General features: G+C 39.1%; 17 protein-coding genes. 14 read left to right on the forward strand and 3 right to left on the reverse strand.

All coding sequences use genetic code 11. The features are described from left to right. Window positions 1-23: 23 nt before the first annotated feature. Window positions 24-1682, reverse strand: coding sequence for a glycerol-3-phosphate dehydrogenase/oxidase (locus AEA09_RS04065; protein ID WP_053582624.1), 1659 nt, complete (start codon window positions 1680-1682; stop codon window positions 24-26). Between the two features lie 208 nt (window positions 1683-1890). Here AEA09_RS04065 and mtnK point away from each other — a divergent pair, with 208 nt between their 5' ends. Genes mtnK through AEA09_RS04085 form a run of 4 tightly spaced genes read left to right on the forward strand, consistent with a single transcriptional unit; the run spans window position 1891 to window position 5506 of the window. Next, window positions 1891-3066 (forward strand): S-methyl-5-thioribose kinase, encoded by a 1176-nt coding sequence (gene mtnK / locus AEA09_RS04070; RefSeq protein ID WP_053582625.1) that lies wholly within the window; start codon window positions 1891-1893, stop codon window positions 3064-3066. A gap of 13 nt (window positions 3067-3079) precedes the next feature. Beyond that, window positions 3080-4276 (forward strand): 2,3-diketo-5-methylthiopentyl-1-phosphate enolase, encoded by a 1197-nt coding sequence (locus tag AEA09_RS04075; RefSeq protein WP_053582626.1) that lies wholly within the window; start codon window positions 3080-3082, stop codon window positions 4274-4276. Between the two features lie 15 nt (window positions 4277-4291). After that, window positions 4292-4957 carry a 2-hydroxy-3-keto-5-methylthiopentenyl-1-phosphate phosphatase gene (locus AEA09_RS04080; protein ID WP_053582627.1) on the forward strand — a complete coding sequence of 222 codons (666 nt, stop codon included), beginning with the start codon at window positions 4292-4294 and terminating at the stop codon, window positions 4955-4957. Window positions 4958-4972: 15 nt separating this feature from the next. Next, window positions 4973-5506 (forward strand): 1,2-dihydroxy-3-keto-5-methylthiopentene dioxygenase, encoded by a 534-nt coding sequence (locus AEA09_RS04085; RefSeq protein ID WP_053582628.1) that lies wholly within the window; start codon window positions 4973-4975, stop codon window positions 5504-5506. 138 nt (window positions 5507-5644) lie between these two features. On the opposite strand, the gene AEA09_RS04090 is transcribed toward AEA09_RS04085, so the two are convergent. After that, window positions 5645-6496 (reverse strand): DegV family protein, encoded by an 852-nt coding sequence (locus tag AEA09_RS04090; protein ID WP_053582629.1) that lies wholly within the window; start codon window positions 6494-6496, stop codon window positions 5645-5647. A 163-nt stretch (window positions 6497-6659) separates the two neighbouring features. On the opposite strand from AEA09_RS04090, the gene AEA09_RS04095 reads away from it, so the two are divergent. Both AEA09_RS04095 and AEA09_RS04100 read left to right on the forward strand, forming a co-directional pair. Then, a complete protein-coding gene (locus tag AEA09_RS04095; protein ID WP_053582630.1) occupies window positions 6660-7187 on the forward strand; it encodes a D-glycero-alpha-D-manno-heptose-1,7-bisphosphate 7-phosphatase in 528 nt (175 codons plus the stop codon). Between the two features lie 68 nt (window positions 7188-7255). Continuing rightward, window positions 7256-8722 carry a protein adenylyltransferase SelO gene (locus AEA09_RS04100; RefSeq protein ID WP_053584596.1) on the forward strand — a complete coding sequence of 489 codons (1467 nt, stop codon included), beginning with the start codon at window positions 7256-7258 and terminating at the stop codon, window positions 8720-8722. Between the two features lie 691 nt (window positions 8723-9413). Here the strand turns inward: AEA09_RS04100 and AEA09_RS04105 are convergent. After that, window positions 9414-10265, reverse strand: a complete 852-nt coding sequence (locus AEA09_RS04105) for a DUF6612 family protein (protein ID WP_053582631.1) — start codon at window positions 10263-10265, stop codon at window positions 9414-9416. 284 nt (window positions 10266-10549) lie between these two features. Between AEA09_RS04105 and AEA09_RS04110 the strand changes: the two genes are divergently transcribed. The 8 genes from AEA09_RS04110 (at window position 10550) to rhaA (ending at window position 20415) form a co-directional block, all read left to right on the forward strand. Beyond that, the gene (locus tag AEA09_RS04110) at window positions 10550-12061 is read left to right on the forward strand and encodes a sugar ABC transporter ATP-binding protein (protein WP_245622775.1); all 1512 of its coding nucleotides are present in this window, start codon (window positions 10550-10552) and stop codon (window positions 12059-12061) included. Next, window positions 12046-13080, forward strand: coding sequence for an ABC transporter permease (locus tag AEA09_RS04115; RefSeq protein WP_082332557.1), 1035 nt, complete (start codon window positions 12046-12048; stop codon window positions 13078-13080). Before AEA09_RS04110 ends, AEA09_RS04115 begins: the two co-directional genes overlap by 16 nt. Before the next feature lie 2 nt (window positions 13081-13082). Beyond that, window positions 13083-14087, forward strand: coding sequence for an ABC transporter permease (locus AEA09_RS04120; protein ID WP_053582633.1), 1005 nt, complete (start codon window positions 13083-13085; stop codon window positions 14085-14087). 46 nt (window positions 14088-14133) lie between these two features. Next, window positions 14134-15201 carry a rhamnose ABC transporter substrate-binding protein gene (gene rhaS / locus AEA09_RS04125; RefSeq protein WP_053582634.1) on the forward strand — a complete coding sequence of 356 codons (1068 nt, stop codon included), beginning with the start codon at window positions 14134-14136 and terminating at the stop codon, window positions 15199-15201. Window positions 15202-15277: 76 nt separating this feature from the next. Next, the gene (locus tag AEA09_RS04130) at window positions 15278-17341 is read left to right on the forward strand and encodes a bifunctional rhamnulose-1-phosphate aldolase/short-chain dehydrogenase (protein ID WP_053582635.1); all 2064 of its coding nucleotides are present in this window, start codon (window positions 15278-15280) and stop codon (window positions 17339-17341) included. 18 nt (window positions 17342-17359) lie between these two features. Next, complete coding sequence (gene rhaB / locus AEA09_RS04135) at window positions 17360-18820, forward strand: rhamnulokinase (protein WP_053582636.1); 1461 nt, start codon at window positions 17360-17362, stop codon at window positions 18818-18820. Then, window positions 18817-19131, forward strand: a complete 315-nt coding sequence (gene rhaM / locus AEA09_RS04140) for an L-rhamnose mutarotase (protein ID WP_053582637.1) — start codon at window positions 18817-18819, stop codon at window positions 19129-19131. Before rhaB ends, rhaM begins: the two co-directional genes overlap by 4 nt. A gap of 27 nt (window positions 19132-19158) precedes the next feature. After that, window positions 19159-20415 (forward strand): L-rhamnose isomerase, encoded by a 1257-nt coding sequence (gene rhaA, locus AEA09_RS04145; RefSeq protein ID WP_053582638.1) that lies wholly within the window; start codon window positions 19159-19161, stop codon window positions 20413-20415. The last annotated feature ends 202 nt before the right edge of the window (window positions 20416-20617 follow it).

The following is a 20617-nucleotide window of genomic DNA, read 5'->3' on the forward strand; positions in this document are numbered from 1 at the left end:
ATTGTCCCTAGCAATTTTTTTCGTTATTCGATGGTAGTCGCAATGCGAATATATTGTTCAAGTTCTGCTGTGTAGTTTTCACATGTTGCTTCATCCCACAGTAAAAGGTCTTTCATAATGGTAATGACAGGTGCCTTCCACTGCTGTAGCCATTCATGTTGGAATAGCATCGCGCTTGTGCGACGAACGAAGAAGTCGACAGGTTTTGCCGTTAGCTCATATTGGATTGAATAGAGAACTTCTGCATATAAGTCAACGGGAACATTATATTTTTGGGCATCGGTTTCAGCTGATTTGATGAAATCAATCAGGATATCAATATTTGAACCGTAACGTTTTACAAGCTGCTGTGCACGATTTGTCGGAATGTTTAGGTCCACGAGTGATTGCTGTTTTCTTGCTGAATAAACGCCCCAATGTTTTGAGCCGCCGACATGTCCACCAGAAACAGGTAGTTTACGTGTTAAGCATGGCTTCAATGGATAATCAAATTCATTGTGAAGCTGTTTCGAAACGAGGTTAACAATGGATTCTGCCATTTTTCGATAGCCTGTTAGCTTACCACCAGCAATTGTGATGAGACCCGCAGGAGAAGTCCAAATTTCATTTTTACGAGAGATGGAGGATTCGCTTTTTCCCTTCTGCTCAATAAGTGGACGGATGCCAGCCCAAGCTGTTTCAATTTGTTCTTTTGATAGCGGGTGATGTGGAAAAATATATTCCATCATGCGTAATAAATAATCAACGTCTTCATGAGTAATGGATGGATTATGTATATCACCTTGGTAATTAGTATCAGTTGTACCGACATAGGTTTTACCATCACGTGGAATGATGAGCACCATGCGTCCATCTGGAGTATCAAAGTATAGGGAATTGTTAAGAGGCAAATCTTCCTGTGAAAATACAAGATGTACGCCTTTTGAAAGATGGAGTTTTGTAATAGTGTTGTCTTCGTATTTATCCTGTACTTGATCAATCCACGGACCACAGGCATTAATCACTTTTTTAGCGTGAATTTGGAACGATTCTCCTGAAATTTCATCGAATATGTTTGCCCCAGAAATTTTATTATTCGTGTAAAGTAGATCACTTACTTTTGCATAGTTAAGAGTAGTAGCCCCTTTTTCAATCGCTTCTTTCATGACCTCAATTGTTAAACGTGCGTCATCAGAACGATATTCAATGAAATAACCTCCACCAAGCAAATCCTGTTGTTTTATTTTTGGTTCCATCGCAAGAAGTTGTGGAATCTTTAGCATATTTTTACGTTCTTCTTTTTTTACTCCGGCAAGCAAATCATAGGCCGATAATCCAATTGACGTCATAAACACGCCATAGTCTGCATTTTTGTAAATGGGAAGAATCATTTTTTCCGGAGAGGTAATATGTGGACCGTTTTCGTATACAATTGCTCGTTCTCGTCCTACTTCAGAAACAATTTTTATTTCATAGTTTTTTAGATAACGGAGTCCACCATGAATCATTTTAGAAGAACGGCTAGAGGTACCTGAAGCAAAATCTTGCATTTCAACAAGCGCAGTTTTATAGCCGCGGCTTGCTGCATCTAGCGCAATGCCAGCTCCAGTAATACCTCCGCCAATTACAAGAATATCGTAGGTTTGATTTGTTAGTTGTTGGACGATGTTAGATCGCTCAATAGTAGATGTTAATTTATTCATCGATAGCTCCTTTTGAATTTTATGTATTCATACAATTTATACCACGAATTATAAAAATGCCAATAATAAAACAGAAAATAATGATATGCCAAAATAGTTTGACTTTTTAAAATCCTTGTGGAATAATTAGCCTTAAAAAACCTAGCTTGTTAGTAAGCTTTGAGTTTCTTCCACATAAAAAGAGCAATTGTAAAAGGAGAATACTTTCGTGACAACAACATACCAGCAACAGACGTATGCGTTTTTAGATGAACAGGAAATCGCACAATATGTAAAAAAACTAGAACTTTTTCCACAAGCAGCTGAGCTACAAGTTGTAGAAATTAGCGATGGTAAAATCAACCATGTTTTCCGCATTTACAGTCAGGAGCACTCGGTTATTTATAAACAAGCAGTTCCTTATGCCAGAACGGTAGGCGAAGATATGCCATTACCACTTGAGCGTGTACGTGTAGAGGCAGAGGTCCTACAACAATACGAAAAAATAATTGTAGGTAGTGTACCAAAAGTGCTTCATTTAGATAGTGATTTAGCGATTTTAATTACAGAGGATATGGCACCATTAGAGGTTGGGCGAACAGCATTAATAAATGATACAGAGAGCTCACATTTCGCAAAAGACATCGGTGCTTTCATGGCTACAACGATGTTTTATACATCTGACTTTTATTTAGATTCCTCTACGAAAAAACAAAAAATTCAACAATTCATAAATGCAGGTATGACGGATTTAACTGAAGAATTGACATTTGATCGTCCATATCAAGTTGATGACAGTAACTTCTTTGAAGATAGCTTGCACGATGATGTGGTATGGCTTTCGCAGGACTCAAAGCTGCATTTAGAAGTGGCGAAGCTAAAACGTCGCTTCCAAAATACGAAGGATGCATTAATTCACGGAGATTTACATAGTGGGGCTATTATGCTCGGAAATGGGCGTACTGTTGTTTTTGATACGGAGTTTGCGTGCTACGGTCCATTCGGCTTCGATCTTGGTCAATTTGTAGCAAATCTTTGGATTAACGGTATTGGCAAGCAATCTTCTAAATATAATCGTTACCGTCAATCGCTTGAAACGTGGTATGCATTTGTTGAACGCTTCACAGCATTATGGCGTACAGAAGCAAAGGAACGCTATACGAAAGTAGATGGGTATTTAACAGCTGTTTTAGATGAAATTCGCGAAGATATGTTTGGCTTTGCAGGCTGCGAATTAATCCGCCGTGCAATCGGTATTGCACAAATTCCTGATCTTAATCATGAGGAAGAGGAAAGCCTACGTGCAGCAAATCGTCGAGAATGCGTAGAGCTTGGTAAATATTTAATCTTTAATCGTCAATCAATTCAATCAATCGAGCAAATAGCAGATTGGTTTAAAGCATAATGGAGGGGACAACATGGGTATAACAGCTACTTACTTATTTCCAACAGATATAAATCAAGAACAAAAGGCAGAACAATTTGCTCTAGGTTTAACGGTTGGTTCATGGACAGATATTGCGCATTTAGAGCGTGAGCAATTGAAACATCATAAAGGAGAACTACTTTCTGTTGAAAAAGGTCCAGTAAAGGATATTGTGAAAATTCACTACCCCTCGGCGAATGTTTCACCGGATATACCAGCAATCTTAACAACGGTGTATGGAAAATTTTCATTTTTCCAAGGTTATGAATTAATCGATTTAGCTTTTGATGATGAACTACTAGCACAATTCCCTGGGCCACGCTTTGGTGTGCAAGGTGTACGTGATTTCTTAGGTGTTCACAATCGACCGTTATTAATGGCCATCTTCAAGGGAGTGATGGGACGAGATATAGATTTCTTCTCAAATCAGCTCCGAGATTTATTAGCAGGTGGCGTAGATTTAATTAAAGATGATGAAATTTTATTTGATAATCCTTTAACGCCATTTGAAAAACGTATAACAACAGCGAAAGCAATTATTGATGAGCATTACGAAAAAACAGGTCACAAGGTGCTATATGCTGTGAACCTTTCTGGTCGTTCGCATTTATTGCATGAAAAGGCCGAACGTGCGCAAGAGTTAGGGGCAAATGCGTTATTATTTAATGTCCATGCGTACGGCCTAGATGCAATGCAGTCGTTACGTGAAAATAACAATATTGCGCTACCTATTGTGGCCCATTCTGCTCTATCTGGCGTTTCAGCAGGGCAACAGGATGTTGGGTACTCATATGACTTATTAGTTGGTAAGCTAACGCGTATGGCAGGTGGCGACTTCTCGTTATATCCAAGTCCATATGGTAATGTTGCGATTCCAAAGAAGGAAGCACTAGCGATTCACGACAAACTAAACGAGACTAATCGCTTCGCACAAACATTTTCTGTTCCTTCAGCAGGTATTCACCCTGGGCTTGTACCACAACTTTACGAAGACTTCGGTGCAAACTTAGTCGTGAATGCAGGTGGCGGTATTTTTGGTCATCCAGATGGCCCTATTCGTGGTGCTCAAGCATTCCGGGCAGCCATTGATGCTATGGTGGCAAATGTGTCGTTACAAGAAGCTGCACTAACTTCTGAACCACTAAAGGTTGCGATCAATCAATGGGGTGTTTTAGAGGTACAACGTTAAGAGGGGGATGGCCGTATGACAAAGCCTATTATTTTTTGTGACTTTGATGGAACGATTACCGAATCAGATAATATTTTGCGCATTTTGAATGAGTTTGCCCCTCCTGAAGCAGAGCGTGTAAAGGATGATATTTTAGCGCAGCGTATTTCGATTGTCGAAGGTGTGACGGAGATTTTTTCGATGATACCATCATCAAAAAAGGCAGATATTATCGAATTTATTCTAGAAGATGCCGTCATTCGTGAGGGTTTTAAGGAATTTATGAACTTCGTGAAAGACGAACAAATTCCTTTTTATATTGTCAGTGGAGGAATTGATTTCTTCCTGGAACCACTAGTGGATCCATATGGACCATATGATGGTATTTACTGCAATACAGCAGACTTTTCAGTGAATACGATTCAGTTAGGATTCCCGCATAAGTGTGATGCAAAGTGCCAATCAAAAGGATGTGGGTGTTGTAAACCGTCCGTGATCCGCACACTCGCACAGGATCATCAAATGACGATCATTATCGGGGATTCCATTACAGACTTACAGGCGGCAAAAGTGGCAGATCTCGTCATTGCTCGCGATTTCTTAATTGAAAAATGTGAAGAACTAGCGATTCCGTATGAGCCGTTTAAAACATTTATAGATGTGAAAAATATTATAGAAGAAAAACTACGATTAACAAAATAGAGAGGAAGATTGGATATGGCATATATTAAATTTCAAGATACAGACAACGAAATTACAGACCAAAAAGAAGTGGCTCAGTTTTTAACTGCACAAGAAGTTATTTATGAGCAATGGGATATGACAAATTTACCACAAGAACTACAAGAAAAATATGATTTAACAGATGATGAAAAAGAAACAATTCTTGCTGCATTCGGCGCAGAAATTAAAGACATTTCAGAACGTCGTGGCTACAAAGCGGCAGATATTATTTCTTTGTCTGATTCAAATCCAAAGTTAGATGAAATGCTGAAAAACTTCGAACGTAAGCACATTCACACAGATGATGAAGTACGCTTTATTGTCAGTGGTCATTCCGTCTTCATTATCCAAAGCAAAGATGAGAAATTCTTTGAAGTGCATTTAGAAGCGGGTGATTTAATTTCAGTACCAGAAAACACAACCCATTATTTCACGCTTGATGAAGATCGCAAAACAGTCGCAATCCGCCTATTTATTACAACAGAGGGCTGGGTTCCTGTATACGCTGATGAAAATGTTAAAGTATAATAATAAAATATAAGAAGCCTATTTTCTTTTGTCTTGTTTTGTCGGGATAATAGTTTGAAACGCTGAAATCCTTGGAAATAAAGGTTTCAGCGTTTTTTCTATATTTGACTCTACCAAAATATACAACCACTAATAATGTTAACCGCCCCGTACCCAGCTTAGACCTGTTGTGCCTTCTCCTGTATGTACACTAATACTAGCGCTCAAAGGAAGTATTATAAATTGAATGAAAGGGAATTCGGCTTGAAGTTCTGCTTTCCAATGCTCTGCGTCACGATCGTTATGGCTATGGACAATTGCTACTTCTGTAAGCGTGGAGTGGTTTAATTCTTTACGAAGTAATTCGGTTACATATTCTTTTGCACGTTTATAGGTGCGTACTTTATCTTTTAATACAACACGACCATTTTGAAAGGATACAATTACTTTTAACTTTAGAAAATTGCCAAGTAAAGCGACGATTCCTGGTACTCGCCCGCTTTTATAGAGTTGTGTTAAATTTGCTGGAATCCCGGATAGCTCTACACGATCGGCCATTTCTTCAAGTACTTGAGCAATGTCTTTCGCCTTAACTCCTTGTGCTGCGAGAGCATGCCCTGTTTCGAGCATTTTCCGCATCGGATAGGAGATGATTTTTGAATCAATCGCATAAAGAGGAAAGTCTGCTTGTTTTGCTGCCGCTATTGATCCTGCATACGTCCCTGACAATAAACTTGTAGGATGAACTGCAATGGCACAAGAATAACCTTTCGCTTTTAGTTGTTTGTAAAGATTCACCATATCCCCAAAGAGAGGCTGAGATGTCGTCGGAAGAGCTTTTGCAGTTCGCATCTTTTCGTAAAATTCTGTAAGCGTTAGTTCTACCTTTTCTCTAAAAGAACCATCTTCAAATATAACGTTAATTGATAATACATGTATGTTCAATTTCTCAACAAAACCGTCATTTAAATATGCTGATGTATCTGTTACCCATGCAATTTTTTCAATCATTTACAATGTCACCTGCTTTCTAATAATGAAAAAATGAACAAGCCTCATTCGTCATTGATAGATGTATTTGTTGGTTATACTTATCATATGCAAAAAAAATTGTTGAATGAAAGTCTAAGATGAAGCGTGTTATTTAACTATTATTAGTAAAGGTGTGAGCGTAATGAAAAAGGCTGTATTTTTGGATCGTGACGGCGTCATAAATGAAGTGCTAACGGACCGAGTGAAATTTGTGAATAAACCACAGGATCTATATTTCCTACCTGGTGTGCCAGAAGCTATTAAAAAATTGAACGCTGTCTTTGAATTTATTTTTGTCGTAACGAATCAAGGAGGAGTGGGTTTGGGCTTTATGAAAGAATCACAGCTCAAAAAAATCCATGACTATATGATTGCTGAATTAAAGAAGCAAGGTGCAACAATTCATGATGTGGCATATTGTCCGCATAAGCCAAAAGCAGGGTGTGAATGTCGTAAGCCGAAAAGTAAATTAATTGTAGATCTAAGTGAAAAATCTGATGTTGATTTATCGCAGTCGTACATGGTTGGCGATACGGATACAGACATTATTGCAGGAAAGAGGGCGGGAACAAAAGGCGTATTCTTAGGAAAAAGTGATCCGCTTGCAGATGCTGTTTTCCCGGACTTAATAAGTGCTGTAGATTGGATAATTGAGGATTCAAAAGCATAGAAAGTGTATAATCAATTGTTAGTAGCAGATACTAAATGATAAAAAACGAGGAAAGAAAAGGGGATACGATGACAAAATTAATAGAAGCGGGTTGGAACTTAGATAACAGTTACGCCCAACTGCCCGAATCACTTTTTACTAGTCTTGACCTCAATCCTGTACGTTCGCCAAAGTTGATTATTCTCAATGGTACATTGGCAGCTTCCTTGGGGTTGAATGTTCAAGCTCTAAATAGTGATGATGGCGTAGCGGTCTTTGCTGGAAATCGCATTCCCGAAGGTGCTCATCCTCTTGCTCAGGCTTATGCGGGGCATCAGTTTGGGCATTTTACGATGTTAGGGGATGGCAGAGCTATTTTGCTTGGTGAGCAAATCACTCCATTGGGCGAGCGGGTTGATATTCAACTCAAAGGTTCAGGGAGAACGCCATACTCTCGCAGAGGAGATGGGCGAGCGGCACTTGGACCGATGTTGCGTGAATACATTATTAGCGAGGCTATGCATGCACTTGGTATTCCCACAACCCGCAGCTTAGCGGTGGTGACAACAGGTGAGTCTATCATTCGTGAAACGGAATTGCCTGGAGCAGTTCTGACGCGAGTAGCCGCCAGTCATTTGCGCGTCGGAACTTTTGAATACATTGCGAATTGGGGCACAGTAGAGGATCTCCGCACTCTAGCCGATTATACGCTACAAAGACATTATCCAGACGTAAAAACCGATGAGGATCGCTATCTTAACTTACTACGGGGAGTAATTAAGCGACAGGCCATGCTAATTGCCAAATGGCAACTAGTCGGTTTTATCCACGGGGTAATGAACACCGATAACATGACAATTAGTGGAGAAACGATTGATTATGGTCCTTGTGCTTTCATGGATGCCTACGATCCAGCTACAGTGTTCAGTTCTATTGATACACAGGGCCGCTATGCCTATGGTAATCAGCCACGTATTGCCGGGTGGAATCTCGCACGATTTGCTGAAACGTTATTACCACTATTACATGATAATCAAGAGGAAGCTATCAATCTGGCGCAGGGTGAGCTTTATGAATTTACTAAGTTGTATTACTCTAACTGGCTAGCTGGAATGAGCGCAAAATTAGGTCTCTTTAATGAAGAGGAGCAGGATGAGACACTTATCGATGAGCTCCTCAGTTTGATGCAGAAGTATAATGCAGACTATACGAATACCTTCCGCGCATTAACGTTTGATAAACGGGAGGATACGGCCCTTTTTGGCAGTGAAGAATTTGAGCAATGGTATGAGAAGTGGCTGGCGAGACTTAATAGACAGCAAGAATCGAAGGCTTCTTCACATCAGTTAATGCGGGACAACAATCCAGCAGTAATTCCTCGTAACCACCGTGTAGAAGAGGCACTCGAAGCCGCGGTGGAACATGAAGACTATAGTGTGATGGAACGGCTTCTAAAGGTTCTTTCTAGCCCATATACACACACACCTGAACAGGCTGAGTATGCCAAACTGCCTCCGCAATCAAGTTGTCCTTACCAAACTTTTTGTGGCACTTAATATAATTGAACGAAATTTATTTAAATGTGAGGTGAAGGGAAATTCCCCTCGCCTTTTTGCGATTACTTTATTTGAAGGGAAAAGAAGTTTATGAGGTGATAGCTATGAAAAATTTGAAGTTAAGAGTAGCTTGGATGATTCCAACTGTTTTTCTAAACATAATCCTGTTAAATACAACGATTTGGACAGTCATAAATGCACAAGGTTTGCAGGAAATAAAAAGATGATCAATTTTTATAGTCTCGATTATTGGAAGTTATCGTATTTGGAATTGGATTAAGGAAGGAAAAATATAATGGTTTTTGGTTACGCAAGAATCACAAGAAGAGAATTCTCTTTTTTTACTCACATGTTAAACTTATTGCAACGACAGATTGAAGTATTTTTGAATTTAGGTAATATATTGGAGTGAACATCAATATATTTCATATGAGATTCCGCATTTTACGAGGAGGGTAATTATGAAAAATTGGGGTGTTTTACTTTTGATGTTTGCGTGTGTAATATCAACATATTTGAGCATTAATATTAGTGTTAGCAATAGTTTAAATATTGGTAAGTATACTGAAAACGAGTAGTTTTAGCGTTCCATTCATTTCGTGGTAATAGTATGTGAAACAGTGATAGAGGGTATGCCAAAAAGTAAAGCCAATTGCCGAAGAGAAATCGACAACTGGCTTTTTTCATTGGTTTAATTTTCAACTACTGTTGCACTATCGATAATGCTTTGAGGGATATCAATTGTATCTAGATGGTTGATTTCTGTATAGGTAACAACGGACTTTGTTTGAATAGTGGACTCTTGACCTTCCACGCTCATTTTTAAGTCGAAATTCATGTCTATTTTGTTCGTATCGAATGTTTCTTTATCGATATGGATCACATAGTTCGCTTTATCGATAGTTAAGCCTTCAAGAGGGTTTTCTCCAGTGCCCAATGACTTGTTCACTTCTGATTGGATAAGTTCTTTAAATTGGTCGCCCTTCGCATTTAATGTTAATACATACGAATCATCTGTTTGTTCGAATGTGAAGTCATCGATATATTGTTTTAGTTGTTCAAGTTGCTCTTTCGCATTAGCGGATGCGGCTGTTTGGTCTAGGATTGCATCGAACTCTTCGCTCGGTAATTTCATCCAGACCTCTGTTGTTGGATCTTTCATGAAGAATCCTTGGTCCTGCTTCATATACATCTCGATTGGCAGGCTTGAATTTTCAGCGCCTCCGCTAAAAACATCAGGCATTGTCATGGAACCAGATAAATGCATGGCAAGTGGCTTTGTAATCATATCAATTTCCATTTGAGAACCGATGTTCATATCCATAGATTCTTCGCCTGCGCCGAATTTCATTACCTGCGTCATGTCCATACTCGCACTCATACTCTTGACATCAGCTTGACGATCCATTGCCTTATCATAGACTTGCTCTAATGTTAATGAGCTTGTCGCTGTTGTTTCTTTCGTTGGCGTTGCGCTATTGTTACAAGCTGTTAAAACAAGTGCCACGGCACCTGCGCTCAGTATAGTGAAAATTTTCTTCATTTCTCACATCTCCTATTCTTCCGAAAAAAAGTTTTATATTACCAATACGAACGGAATTGAAATAAGTTTCAGAATTGTTTATTTCAGTATAGGGCACTCTGTATGCTCTCTATTTTAATAGCAAAGTAGATCACGATTAATGTATTCATTACTATTTGGAGCCATGAAATAACTACCGAAGAATGACCCCCTAATTCCAATAAATAACGCCTTTCAATAAATATTCAGAAAATATAGAATATTGTTAAAGAAGGTGGTGTGTAAAAATTATGGGGGAAATTGTAATGGAATTAAAAAATATAACAAAAACATTTCCGGGTGTGACAGCATTAAATAATGTTTCATTTGTTTTAGAAAAAGGGCAAATTCATGCGTTGATGGGTGAGAATGGTGCTGGAAAGTCGACCTTCATCAAAGTGATAACGGGTGTCCATAAGGCAGATGCGGGCGAGATATTGCTAGATGGCAGACCTATTACTTTTTCAAATCCTAACGAAGCAAAAGCCAAAGGGATTGCCGCCATTTATCAGCATGCTACGAATTATCCAGACTTAAATGTGACAGAAAATATATTTATGGGTCATGAAAAAATAAGCCCAAAAACAAAACGGATTTTATGGAAAGAGATGCATGATGAGGCAAAGGGGATCCTGCGCTCGTTAGGCTCAGCTATCAATCCGAAACAAGAAATGGGTACTTTGAGTGTCGCACAGCAGCAAATTGTTGAAATTGCAAAGGCTATCTCCACGAATGCTCGAATTATTATTATGGATGAACCAACCGCAGCCCTGACGACTCGTGAAAGTGAAGAACTCTACCGTATCGCTGAGAAACTACGTGATCAAGGAACAGCTATTATTTTCATTTCTCATCGTTTTGAAGATATGTATAGATTAGCATCAAAAGTCACTGTACTAAGGGATGCGAATTATATCGGTTGTTGGGCTGTGGATGATATTACAAATAAAAATCTAATCATTGCTATGGTAGGACGAGAAATCAATCAAATATTCCCGAAAAAAGAGCACACCATTGGTGAGGAAGTTTTCCGGGTTGAAAATTTGCGAAAGATTGGTTACTTTGCAGATATTTCATTTTCGTTACACAAAGGCGAGATTTTAGGTTTAACAGGTCTTGTAGGTGCAGGTCGTACAGAGCTTTGTGAAACATTAGCAGGTATTGAAAAATATGATAACGGTTTCATTTATCTCCACGGTCAAAAAGAAAAATTCAAAAATCCAAAAGATGCTATGCAAAAAGGTGTAGGTTACTTACCTGAGGACCGTCAAAAATCCGGACTGATTTTACAGTGGGGTATCGGACGAAATATCACGTTACCAACGCTTGAAAATTATTCTACAAAAGGCTGGCTTAATGAGAAAAGAGAGTCACTTAAGGCAAAAGAAATTGCTGAGAAATTACATGTGAAAGCGTTAAGTGTATTCGATCTTGTGAGTTCGTTATCTGGTGGCAACCAACAGAAAATCTCGGTTGCTAAGCTACTAACAACGGACTTGGATGTCATCATTCTAGATGAACCAACGAAGGGTGTAGATATTGGAGCGAAGGCGGCTATTTACAAAATCATCAATGAATTAGCGAATGAAGGCTATAGTGTCATTTTGGTTTCTTCAGAAATGCCTGAAGTCATTGGTTTGAGTGATCGCGTTGCTGTTATGCGTGAAGGCAGACTTGTGAAAATAATCGACGCACATGAGGTATCACAAGAAAGCATACTTGCTGCTGCAATGGGAGAAGTGCAACCAGGAGGTGAAGATGTATGTCAACCAATATGATTGATTCAACTTTACCGGTGAATGTGGAAAAGAAAGAATCGAAGCTTGCTAAAATTGGACAGTTTCGAGAAATTGGGTTGTTAGCATTTATTATCATGTTAATGATCGCGGTGCAAATGCGGAATAGTAGCTTTTTAACGATTGAAAACATGACCGATATGATGACGAATACAGCTATTTTACTTATATTAGCAGTTGGTATGATGCTTGTCCTCGTTACACGAGGTATTGACTTATCGATTGGTGCAACATTAGCGCTCTCTGGGATGGTTGTTGCTCAGTTTGTAAGTAATCATCCACAAACTTCCCCACTAGTGGCCATTTTAATGGGGATTGGTATCGGAATAGTGTGCGGATTAGTCATTGGGGGCTTAGTTTCTTTTTTAGGTGTACTACCGATTATCGCCACCTTAGCGATGATGAATATTTACAGAGGTATGACTTACATGGTGAGTGATGGGAAATGGATTAGCTCTTATCAAATGCCTGAGAACTTTGTAGGGATTGCTACGAGTAAAATATTGGGTATAAATTCGCTTGTAGTTATCGTCATCATCGTTTATATTGTAGCTTTTTATTTTATTGGACACACACGAACAGGTCGTCAAATTTATGCAGTTGGTAGTAATCCTGAATCTGCAAAAGTTACAGGTGTAAGTGAAAAGAAAATATTTTTACTTGTTTATACTGTTATGGGTGGATTAGCTGGCTTATCAGGTGTGCTTTGGGTATCGAAATTTGCTTCTGCACAAGGTGATACAGCAACTGGCTTTGAACTAAGTGTCATCGCAGCGTGTATTTTAGGCGGTGTTAGTATTGCTGGTGGTGCAGGGAAGTTAAGTGGTGTGATTTTAGGAGCAATGCTTATTGGGATTTTAAATAATGCCCTTCCATTATTAAATGTGTCCCCGTTTTGGCAAAAGGGGATTGAAGGGTGCATTATTTTAGCGGCAATATTACTAAATGTAATGGTTAAACGTGGCGTGGAGCAAAATAACTTATTGCGGAGGAGGGTGTAAGGATGACATCTAAAATAGAAGAATCTTATGTACATAGACGCTTAGAAGCGCATAGACCACTTACTGCAAAGCATGTATTTTTACAGTGGGAATGGCTACTAGTGCTGATTTTCGTAGGTGTACTTGTGATGAATACGATGTTATCACCTTACTTCTTGAATATAACGAGCTTACGTGATGCCACTATGGTTTTCTTAGATAAGTCGTTTATCGTATTTCCGATGGCATTTATTATGATTATGAAAGAGATTGATATTTCAGTAGGGTCTACAGTGGCGTTATCCTCGGTGGGGATGGCTACAGCTTACAATGTGTTTGGCTTACCAATGGAGGCGGCAATTGTCGTATGTTTAGTAGTAGGTGCATTATGTGGCTTATTTAATGGTTTCTTAATCACCAAGTTTCCAGAACTCTCTGCAGTTATTGTGACGCTAGCTACCATGATTTTATATAGAGGAATTGCTTATATTATTTTGGAAGATCAAGCATCTGGTAATTTCCCTGAGTGGTTTGGCTTCTTTGGATGGGGCTATGTGTATGGTGTCCCCTTTATACTAATTGTTTTCGTTGGTATTGCTATCGCATTTGGTCTATTGCTGCATAAAACAACATTTGGTCGTAAGGTATTTGCAATTGGTCATAATGATGTGACGAGTAAATTTTCCGGCGTTAATGTTAAGAAAACGAAGTTAATAGTTTATACGCTTGCAGGATTGATGGCTGCTGTGACAGCTGTATTTTTAGCCTCACGTATGGGGAGTACACGACCAAATATTGCGAATGCTTATGAATTAGATGTGATCGCAATGGCTGCATTAGGGGGTATCAGTACCGCTGGCGGAAAAGGTAGATTAATAGGGACTGTTATCGCAATTTTCATCGTGGGCTACTTGCAGTATGGACTCGGGCTCATTAATATTCCATCCCAAACTTTAATGATTGTTATTGGTGCACTACTGTTATTTGCAGTCGTTGTGCCAAAGATAAAAGATTTACGTAAATCATAGTAATAAGGATAGACAAATATATTAAAAACATTTAAGGGGTGTTAGGATGAAAAAGTTTTTAATGTTATTAGTAATGTCTGCATTGTTTTTAAGTATTTTAGCGGGCTGTACGCAAGGGAATACAAGTGGAACTACTAAGAATACAGATACAGAAAAAGCTGAAAAAGAAGATGTTAACGGCGAACCACTGAAGCATGCATTTATCTTCAAAAACACAGGAAATCCTTATGGCGAAAAAATGATGCAAGGCTTTGAAGAGGCGATTAAGGAATCAGGGGGCGAAGCGATTTTACGTGCACCCGATCAGCCAACTGCTGAAGCACAAATTCAAATTATTGAGCAGTTAATCACTCAAAAAGTAGATTCAATTACGTTATCAGGAAATGATCCAGATGCACTACAACCAGCGTTGAAAAAGGCAATGGATTCAGGCATTAAAGTATTATCTACGGATTCAGCAGTAAACGCAAAAAGTCGTACTACACACGTAAACCAAGCGGATCCAGAAGCAATTGGTCGTATACAAATTGAAGCCATTTCAGAAATGATTGGTGGTAAAGGTCAAATTGCTGTTTTAAGTGCTACTTCACAAGCGACGAACCAAAACTTATGGATTGAGTACATGCAAAAAGAGCTTGAAAAAGATGAATACAAAGGTCTCGAATTAGTGAAAATTGCGTACGGTGATGATTTACGTGATAAATCGGTATCTGAAACGGAAGCACTATTGAAAACATACCCAGATTTAAAAGGTATCATTGCGCCAACTACAGTTGGTATTGCAGCAGCAGGTAAGGTATTAACAGATAAAAATTTAGCAGGCAAAGTCGCCTTAACTGGACTAGGTTTACCTAGTGAAATGGCGTCTTATATTGAAAATGGTGTTTGCCCGTGGATGTATTTATGGAACCCAATTGATGTTGGCTATGCTGCTGGTTATACAGCTGTAGAACTTGTAAATGGTGAAATTACAGGTGAAGTTGGCGATAAATTTGAAGCAGGGCGTACGGGAGAAAAAGTGGTCGTTGAAGATGGTGATGGCACACAAATTATGCTAGGTGAACCATTCAAATTTGATAAAGGCAATATTGCTGAATGGAAAGAGGTTTACTAATTTAGAAAAAGTCCTCAGTCCGCTTGTGGGCTGAGGACTTTTTAATTGCAAGTAGTACTTATTGGGAGGAATTGAAATGGTGCAAAGTGCATGGTCAAATGAAAAAGCAGAAAATCTAACGGGCTTACAGGAGCTTGTCTATCGTTCAAATATTATTGGTTCAGACAGAGCTGTCTGTAATTGGGGCGGTGGTAATACGTCAATGAAAACGATGGAAAGAGATTTTCGTGGTCAGGATATTGAAGTGATGTGGGTAAAAGGAAGCGGTTCAGATTTAGCGACAATGGAAGCGGAAAATTTTACTGGCTTGAAGCTTGAAGATATTCGTCCATTAATGGAACGAGCGTATATGACGGATGAAGAAATGGTCGATTATTTAACGCACTGTATGATTGATGCCAAGCATCCTCGTATGTCAATTGAAACGTTATTACATGCATTTTTACCGTATAGACATGTAGATCATACTCACCCTGATGCGATTATTAGCATTTGCTGTGCGCATAACGGCCAAAAGCTTGCAGAAAAAATTTATGGTGACCGTTTTGTATGGGTACCGTACGTTCGCCCAGGATTTGAACTATCGAAAATGATTGCACAAGGTGTCGCTGCAAATCCTCATGCAGAGCTTGTACTAATGGAAAAGCATGGACTTGTTACATGGGGAGACACTTCAGAACAAGCGTATACACAAACCATTCGTATGATTAATAAAGCGGAGCAATATATTAAAAACGCACAAACTGTGTCCCCTTTTGGAGGAGAAAAATTCAGTGTTAAAGACAAGGAACAACGCCATCAGCTTACAGCCGCAATTATGCCCCTTATACGCGGGGAAGTGAGTAAAGAGCAACAAATGATTTTAGATTATGATGATTCTACGGATATTTTAGAATTTGTGAATAGCGTAGCAGCGAAAACTGTCTCACAAATTGGTGCAGCTTGCCCAGACCATCTAGTGCATACGAAAATGAAGCCATTATTTATAGATTGGGATGCAAATGCTGGTGATGTTCAGCAACTTCAACAACTCCTGCAACAAGGCATTAGGAACTATAAAGTCGAGTACGAAACTTATTTTGAGCGTAATAAAAATGAAGGGGACGTCATGTTCGCAGCTGCCCCGCGAGTTATTTTAATCCCTGGTGTTGGTATGGTGACAACTGGAAAGAGTAAAGCGAGTGCACAAGTTAGTAGTGCGCTGTATCACCGCGCAATTGCAGTGATGAAAGGGACGACTTTAGTTAGCAATTTCGTATCGTTAAATGAAAATGAATCTTTTAATGTAGAATATTGGCCACTTGAATTATATAAACTTACGCTAGCGCCAAAGGAAGCTGAGTTTTCTCGGAAAGTCGCATTTATAACAGGTGGAGCAGGTGGTATTGGCAGTGCGACTGCCCGTCGGTTTGTAGCAGAAGGTGCACATGTCGTGCTTGCGGATTTAAATTTAGAGGGTGCTCAAAAGGTAGCTACTGATATCAATGAGCAAGCCGGAGAACTACGGGCCATTGCACTGCAAATGGATGTGACGAACGAAGAGCTAGTAAAAAAAGCATTTGAACAGACAGCTTTAGCATTTGGTGGAGTAGATATTGTTGTCAATAATGCCGGTTTAGCCACTTCAAGCCCTTTTGAGGATACAACGTTACAGGAATGGCAGCTTAATTTGGATGTTCTTGGAACAGGGTATTTTTTAGTAGCACGTGAAGCATTTAAGCAAATGAAAATACAAGCAAACGGGGGTTCCATGGTATTTGTTGGTTCGAAAAATTCTATATATGCTGGGAAAAATGCAGCAGCTTATAGTTCTGTCAAAGCATTAGAAACGCATTTAGCACGTTGTATTGCCACTGAAGGTGGGGAATACGGCATTCGTGTGAATTCGGTGTTACCTGATGCTGTTTTACAGGGTTCTGCTATTTGGGGGTCAAGATGGCGTGAGGAAAGAGCGGCAGCTTATAATATTGAACCAAATGAATTAGAGGAGCATTACAAAAAACGAACAACGTTGCTTGTGAATATTTTTCCAGCAGATATCGCAGAGGCCATTGCATTCTTTGCTTCATCGAAGGCGGAAAAAACGACTGGCTGTATGTTAACGGTCGATGGTGGTGTGCCTGCAGCGTTTACACGTTAAAGCGGAGGGATGATTTTCATGACTCATATTGCAATCGATATTGGTGCTTCAAGTGGAAGATTGGTACTTGGGGACTTGAATGGCGACAAGCTTTCAATACAAGAAATTCATCGCTTTTCAAATAGCTTTACGCTAAGTGATGGGCAAGCACAATGGAATGTCGACAAGTTGCTGATGGAAATCTTAAAAGGGCTAGAAAAAGTGAAAAAGCTAGGCTATGAAAATATTACAATCGGCATAGATACTTGGGCAGTCGATTACGTGTTAATAGACCAGCATGGCGAGCGTATACAAGAAGCGTTTTGTTATAGAGATCAGCGCACAGAAAATGCAATGGTGAAAATGGCCGAACATATTTCTATGCAAGCCATTTATGAGAAAACAGGTATTCAGTTGCAAAGTTTTAATACGCTATTTCAATTGTCAGTAGAAAAGCCAGCGCTACTTGAAAAGGCAAAATATATTTTACTCATTCCCGATTATTTAGCCTATCGATTAACAGGGATGGCTGTATTAGAGAGAACAAATGCCTCGACGATGCAGCTTTTTAATGTGACAGAGGGTGTGTTTGACGATGAGTTGTTGACGCTGATTGGTGTAAAGGCAGAACAATTTGCCCCGTTTATAGACCCTGGGCAAGTAATAGGAGAGCTCCAATATGAACAATTTAAGGCGTTTGATTTGCCGAGATGTACCGTTATCGCAGTAGCTTCCCATGATACGGCGTCAGCCATTGCAGGAACACCTAGTATTACAGAAAATTGGGCTTATTTGAGTAGTGGTACATGGTCGCTGTTAGGTGTAGAAAAAATGGCCCCGATTATCACGCCTACTGCTTATCGAGAAAATTATACAAATGAGTGGGGCGTTTTCGGGACCTATCGCTTTTTAATAAACATAATGGGTATGTGGATTTTACAGGAAGTATTGCGTAATAGTAATGAAAACTATGAATTGGAGCAAGTGCTACAGGAGGCCGCTGAAGTAGAGCCATACTTACAATTTATTAACTTTAATGAATTCCGTTTTTTAAAGCCTTCAAATATGATTATAGAAATTCAGCGATACTGCGAGGAAACAATGCAAATAGTGCCCCAAACAATAGGGGAGCTTGCTGCATGTGTGTTTTCGAATTTATCGATTATTTATGCAATGGCAATTGAGCAATTGCAATATATGACGCGAGCGTCCATTGATACGCTTTATATTGTTGGTGGCGGTTCAAAAAATCATTTGCTCAATCAAATGACTGCGAATATGAGTAAACGTACTGTCTTTGCTGGACCTGCTGAGGCGACAGCAATAGGAAATATTTTGTTGCAATTGATGGCTGTTAACAAGGTTCAATCACTGCAAGAAGGAAGACAATTAGTTTTTCATTCTTTCCCTGTACAAGTTTTCGAGCCGGTTGAAGTGTCTAGGACGGATATATTAGCACGATTCAAGCAGATTATGGAAAAGGGGCAGAGGCCTGCATGATACGACTAGCAACCAGGATGTTTGTATATAAGGAATTCTATGAAGAATATAAAAAAAGGCATGACGAGCTATGGGACGAAATGCAACAAACGTTAAAATCCCATGGTGCACATAATTATTCGATCTTTTTAGACGAACAAAACGGATATTTATTTGCTTATGTAGAAATTGAAGATACAGAAAAATGGGCGGCAATAAGTGATACAGCTATTTGTAGAAAATGGTGGGAATATATGGCGCCGTTAATGAAAACAAACGAGGATAACAGTCCAGTTGCCGTGTCATTAAAGCCAGTATTTTATTTAGCCTAGACATCGTTAAAAAGGAGATGGAGAGAAATGACCGTAGAACAAATGTATGCTTATGCAAAAGAAAAATACGCAAAATGGTCGATCGATGTAGAGCAAGCAATGACTACTTTAAAAGAAATACCGATTTCCATACATTGTTGGCAAGGTGATGATATTGGCGGTTTTGAGGTCAATAAAAGTGAATTATCAGGTGGTATTGATGTAACCGGGAATTATCCGGGGAAAGCTCGTTCACCAAAGGAACTCCGTGCTGATTTGGAGCAAGCTTTATCGCTCATACCGGGGCATCACCGAGTAAATTTACATGCATTGTATGCCGAAACAAATGGGGAAGCGGTCGATCGTGATGAATTGAAACCAGCACATTTTAAAAATTGGGTAGATTGGGCAAAAAAAATGAACATTGGCTTAGATTTTAACCCAACATTATTTTCACATCCGAAAGCACAGAATGGACTAACTTTAGCACATCCAAAAGAAGAAATTCGCCAGTTTTGGATTGAACATTGTAAAAAAAGCCGTAAAATAGCTGCCTATTTTGGAGAGGAACTAGGTACCCCTTCATTAATGAATATTTGGATTCCAGATGGCTTTAAAGATATTCCATCAGATCGATTAACACCAAGAAAACGTTTGAAGGAGTCATTAGATGCGATCTATAAGGAGACATTAAATCAGTCGCATGTATTGGATGCTGTAGAAAGTAAAGTGTTTGGTATTGGATCAGAATCTTATGTAGTTGGTTCGCATGAGTTTTATATGGGCTATGCGCTGAAAAACAATAAGATTTATTTAATGGATACAGGCCATTATCATCCGACAGAAACCGTGTCTAATAAGATTTCCTCCATGCTATTATTTTCCGACGTGGTTGCACTTCATGTTTCAAGACCAGTGCGATGGGATAGTGATCATGTCGTTATTTTGGATGATGAATTAAAGGAAATTGCAATTGAAATTATTCGCAATGATGCTATAGATAAAGTGAAGATAGGGCTTGATTTCTTTGATGCAAGCATTAACCGAATTGCAGCATGGACAATGGGCACAAGAAATATGGTGAAGGCACTATTGTATGCGCTATTAATGCCTCATGATTTACTGAAACGCTACCAGGACGAGGGCAATTATACCGCAAGATTAGCACTATTAGAGGAATTTAAAACATATCCTTTTGGTGCAGTTTGGGATTATTACTGCCAGCAAATGAATGTACCAGTAGGTGAAGCCTGGTTGGAACAAGTAGAGTTGTATGAAAAAAATGAGTTACTCATTCGAAATTAAAAGCTATATAAAATAATGCAGGAAGAAAAGAATGCTTTCTTCCTGCATTTCATATTAGATGACAACTTGTTCATTACCTAAAAGCTTCGCCATTTTCACAAAAATCGAGGCATTATGCCCAATTGACATGGCGCAATGATGTGTCGGTGCTTCTTTAAACAAAGCGTCAAAATATGCATCGGGATTGCGTTTGACCTAATAG

The organism is Lysinibacillus contaminans (assembly GCF_001278945.1).
GTDB classification, from domain to species: domain Bacteria; phylum Bacillota; class Bacilli; order Bacillales_A; family Planococcaceae; genus Lysinibacillus; species Lysinibacillus contaminans.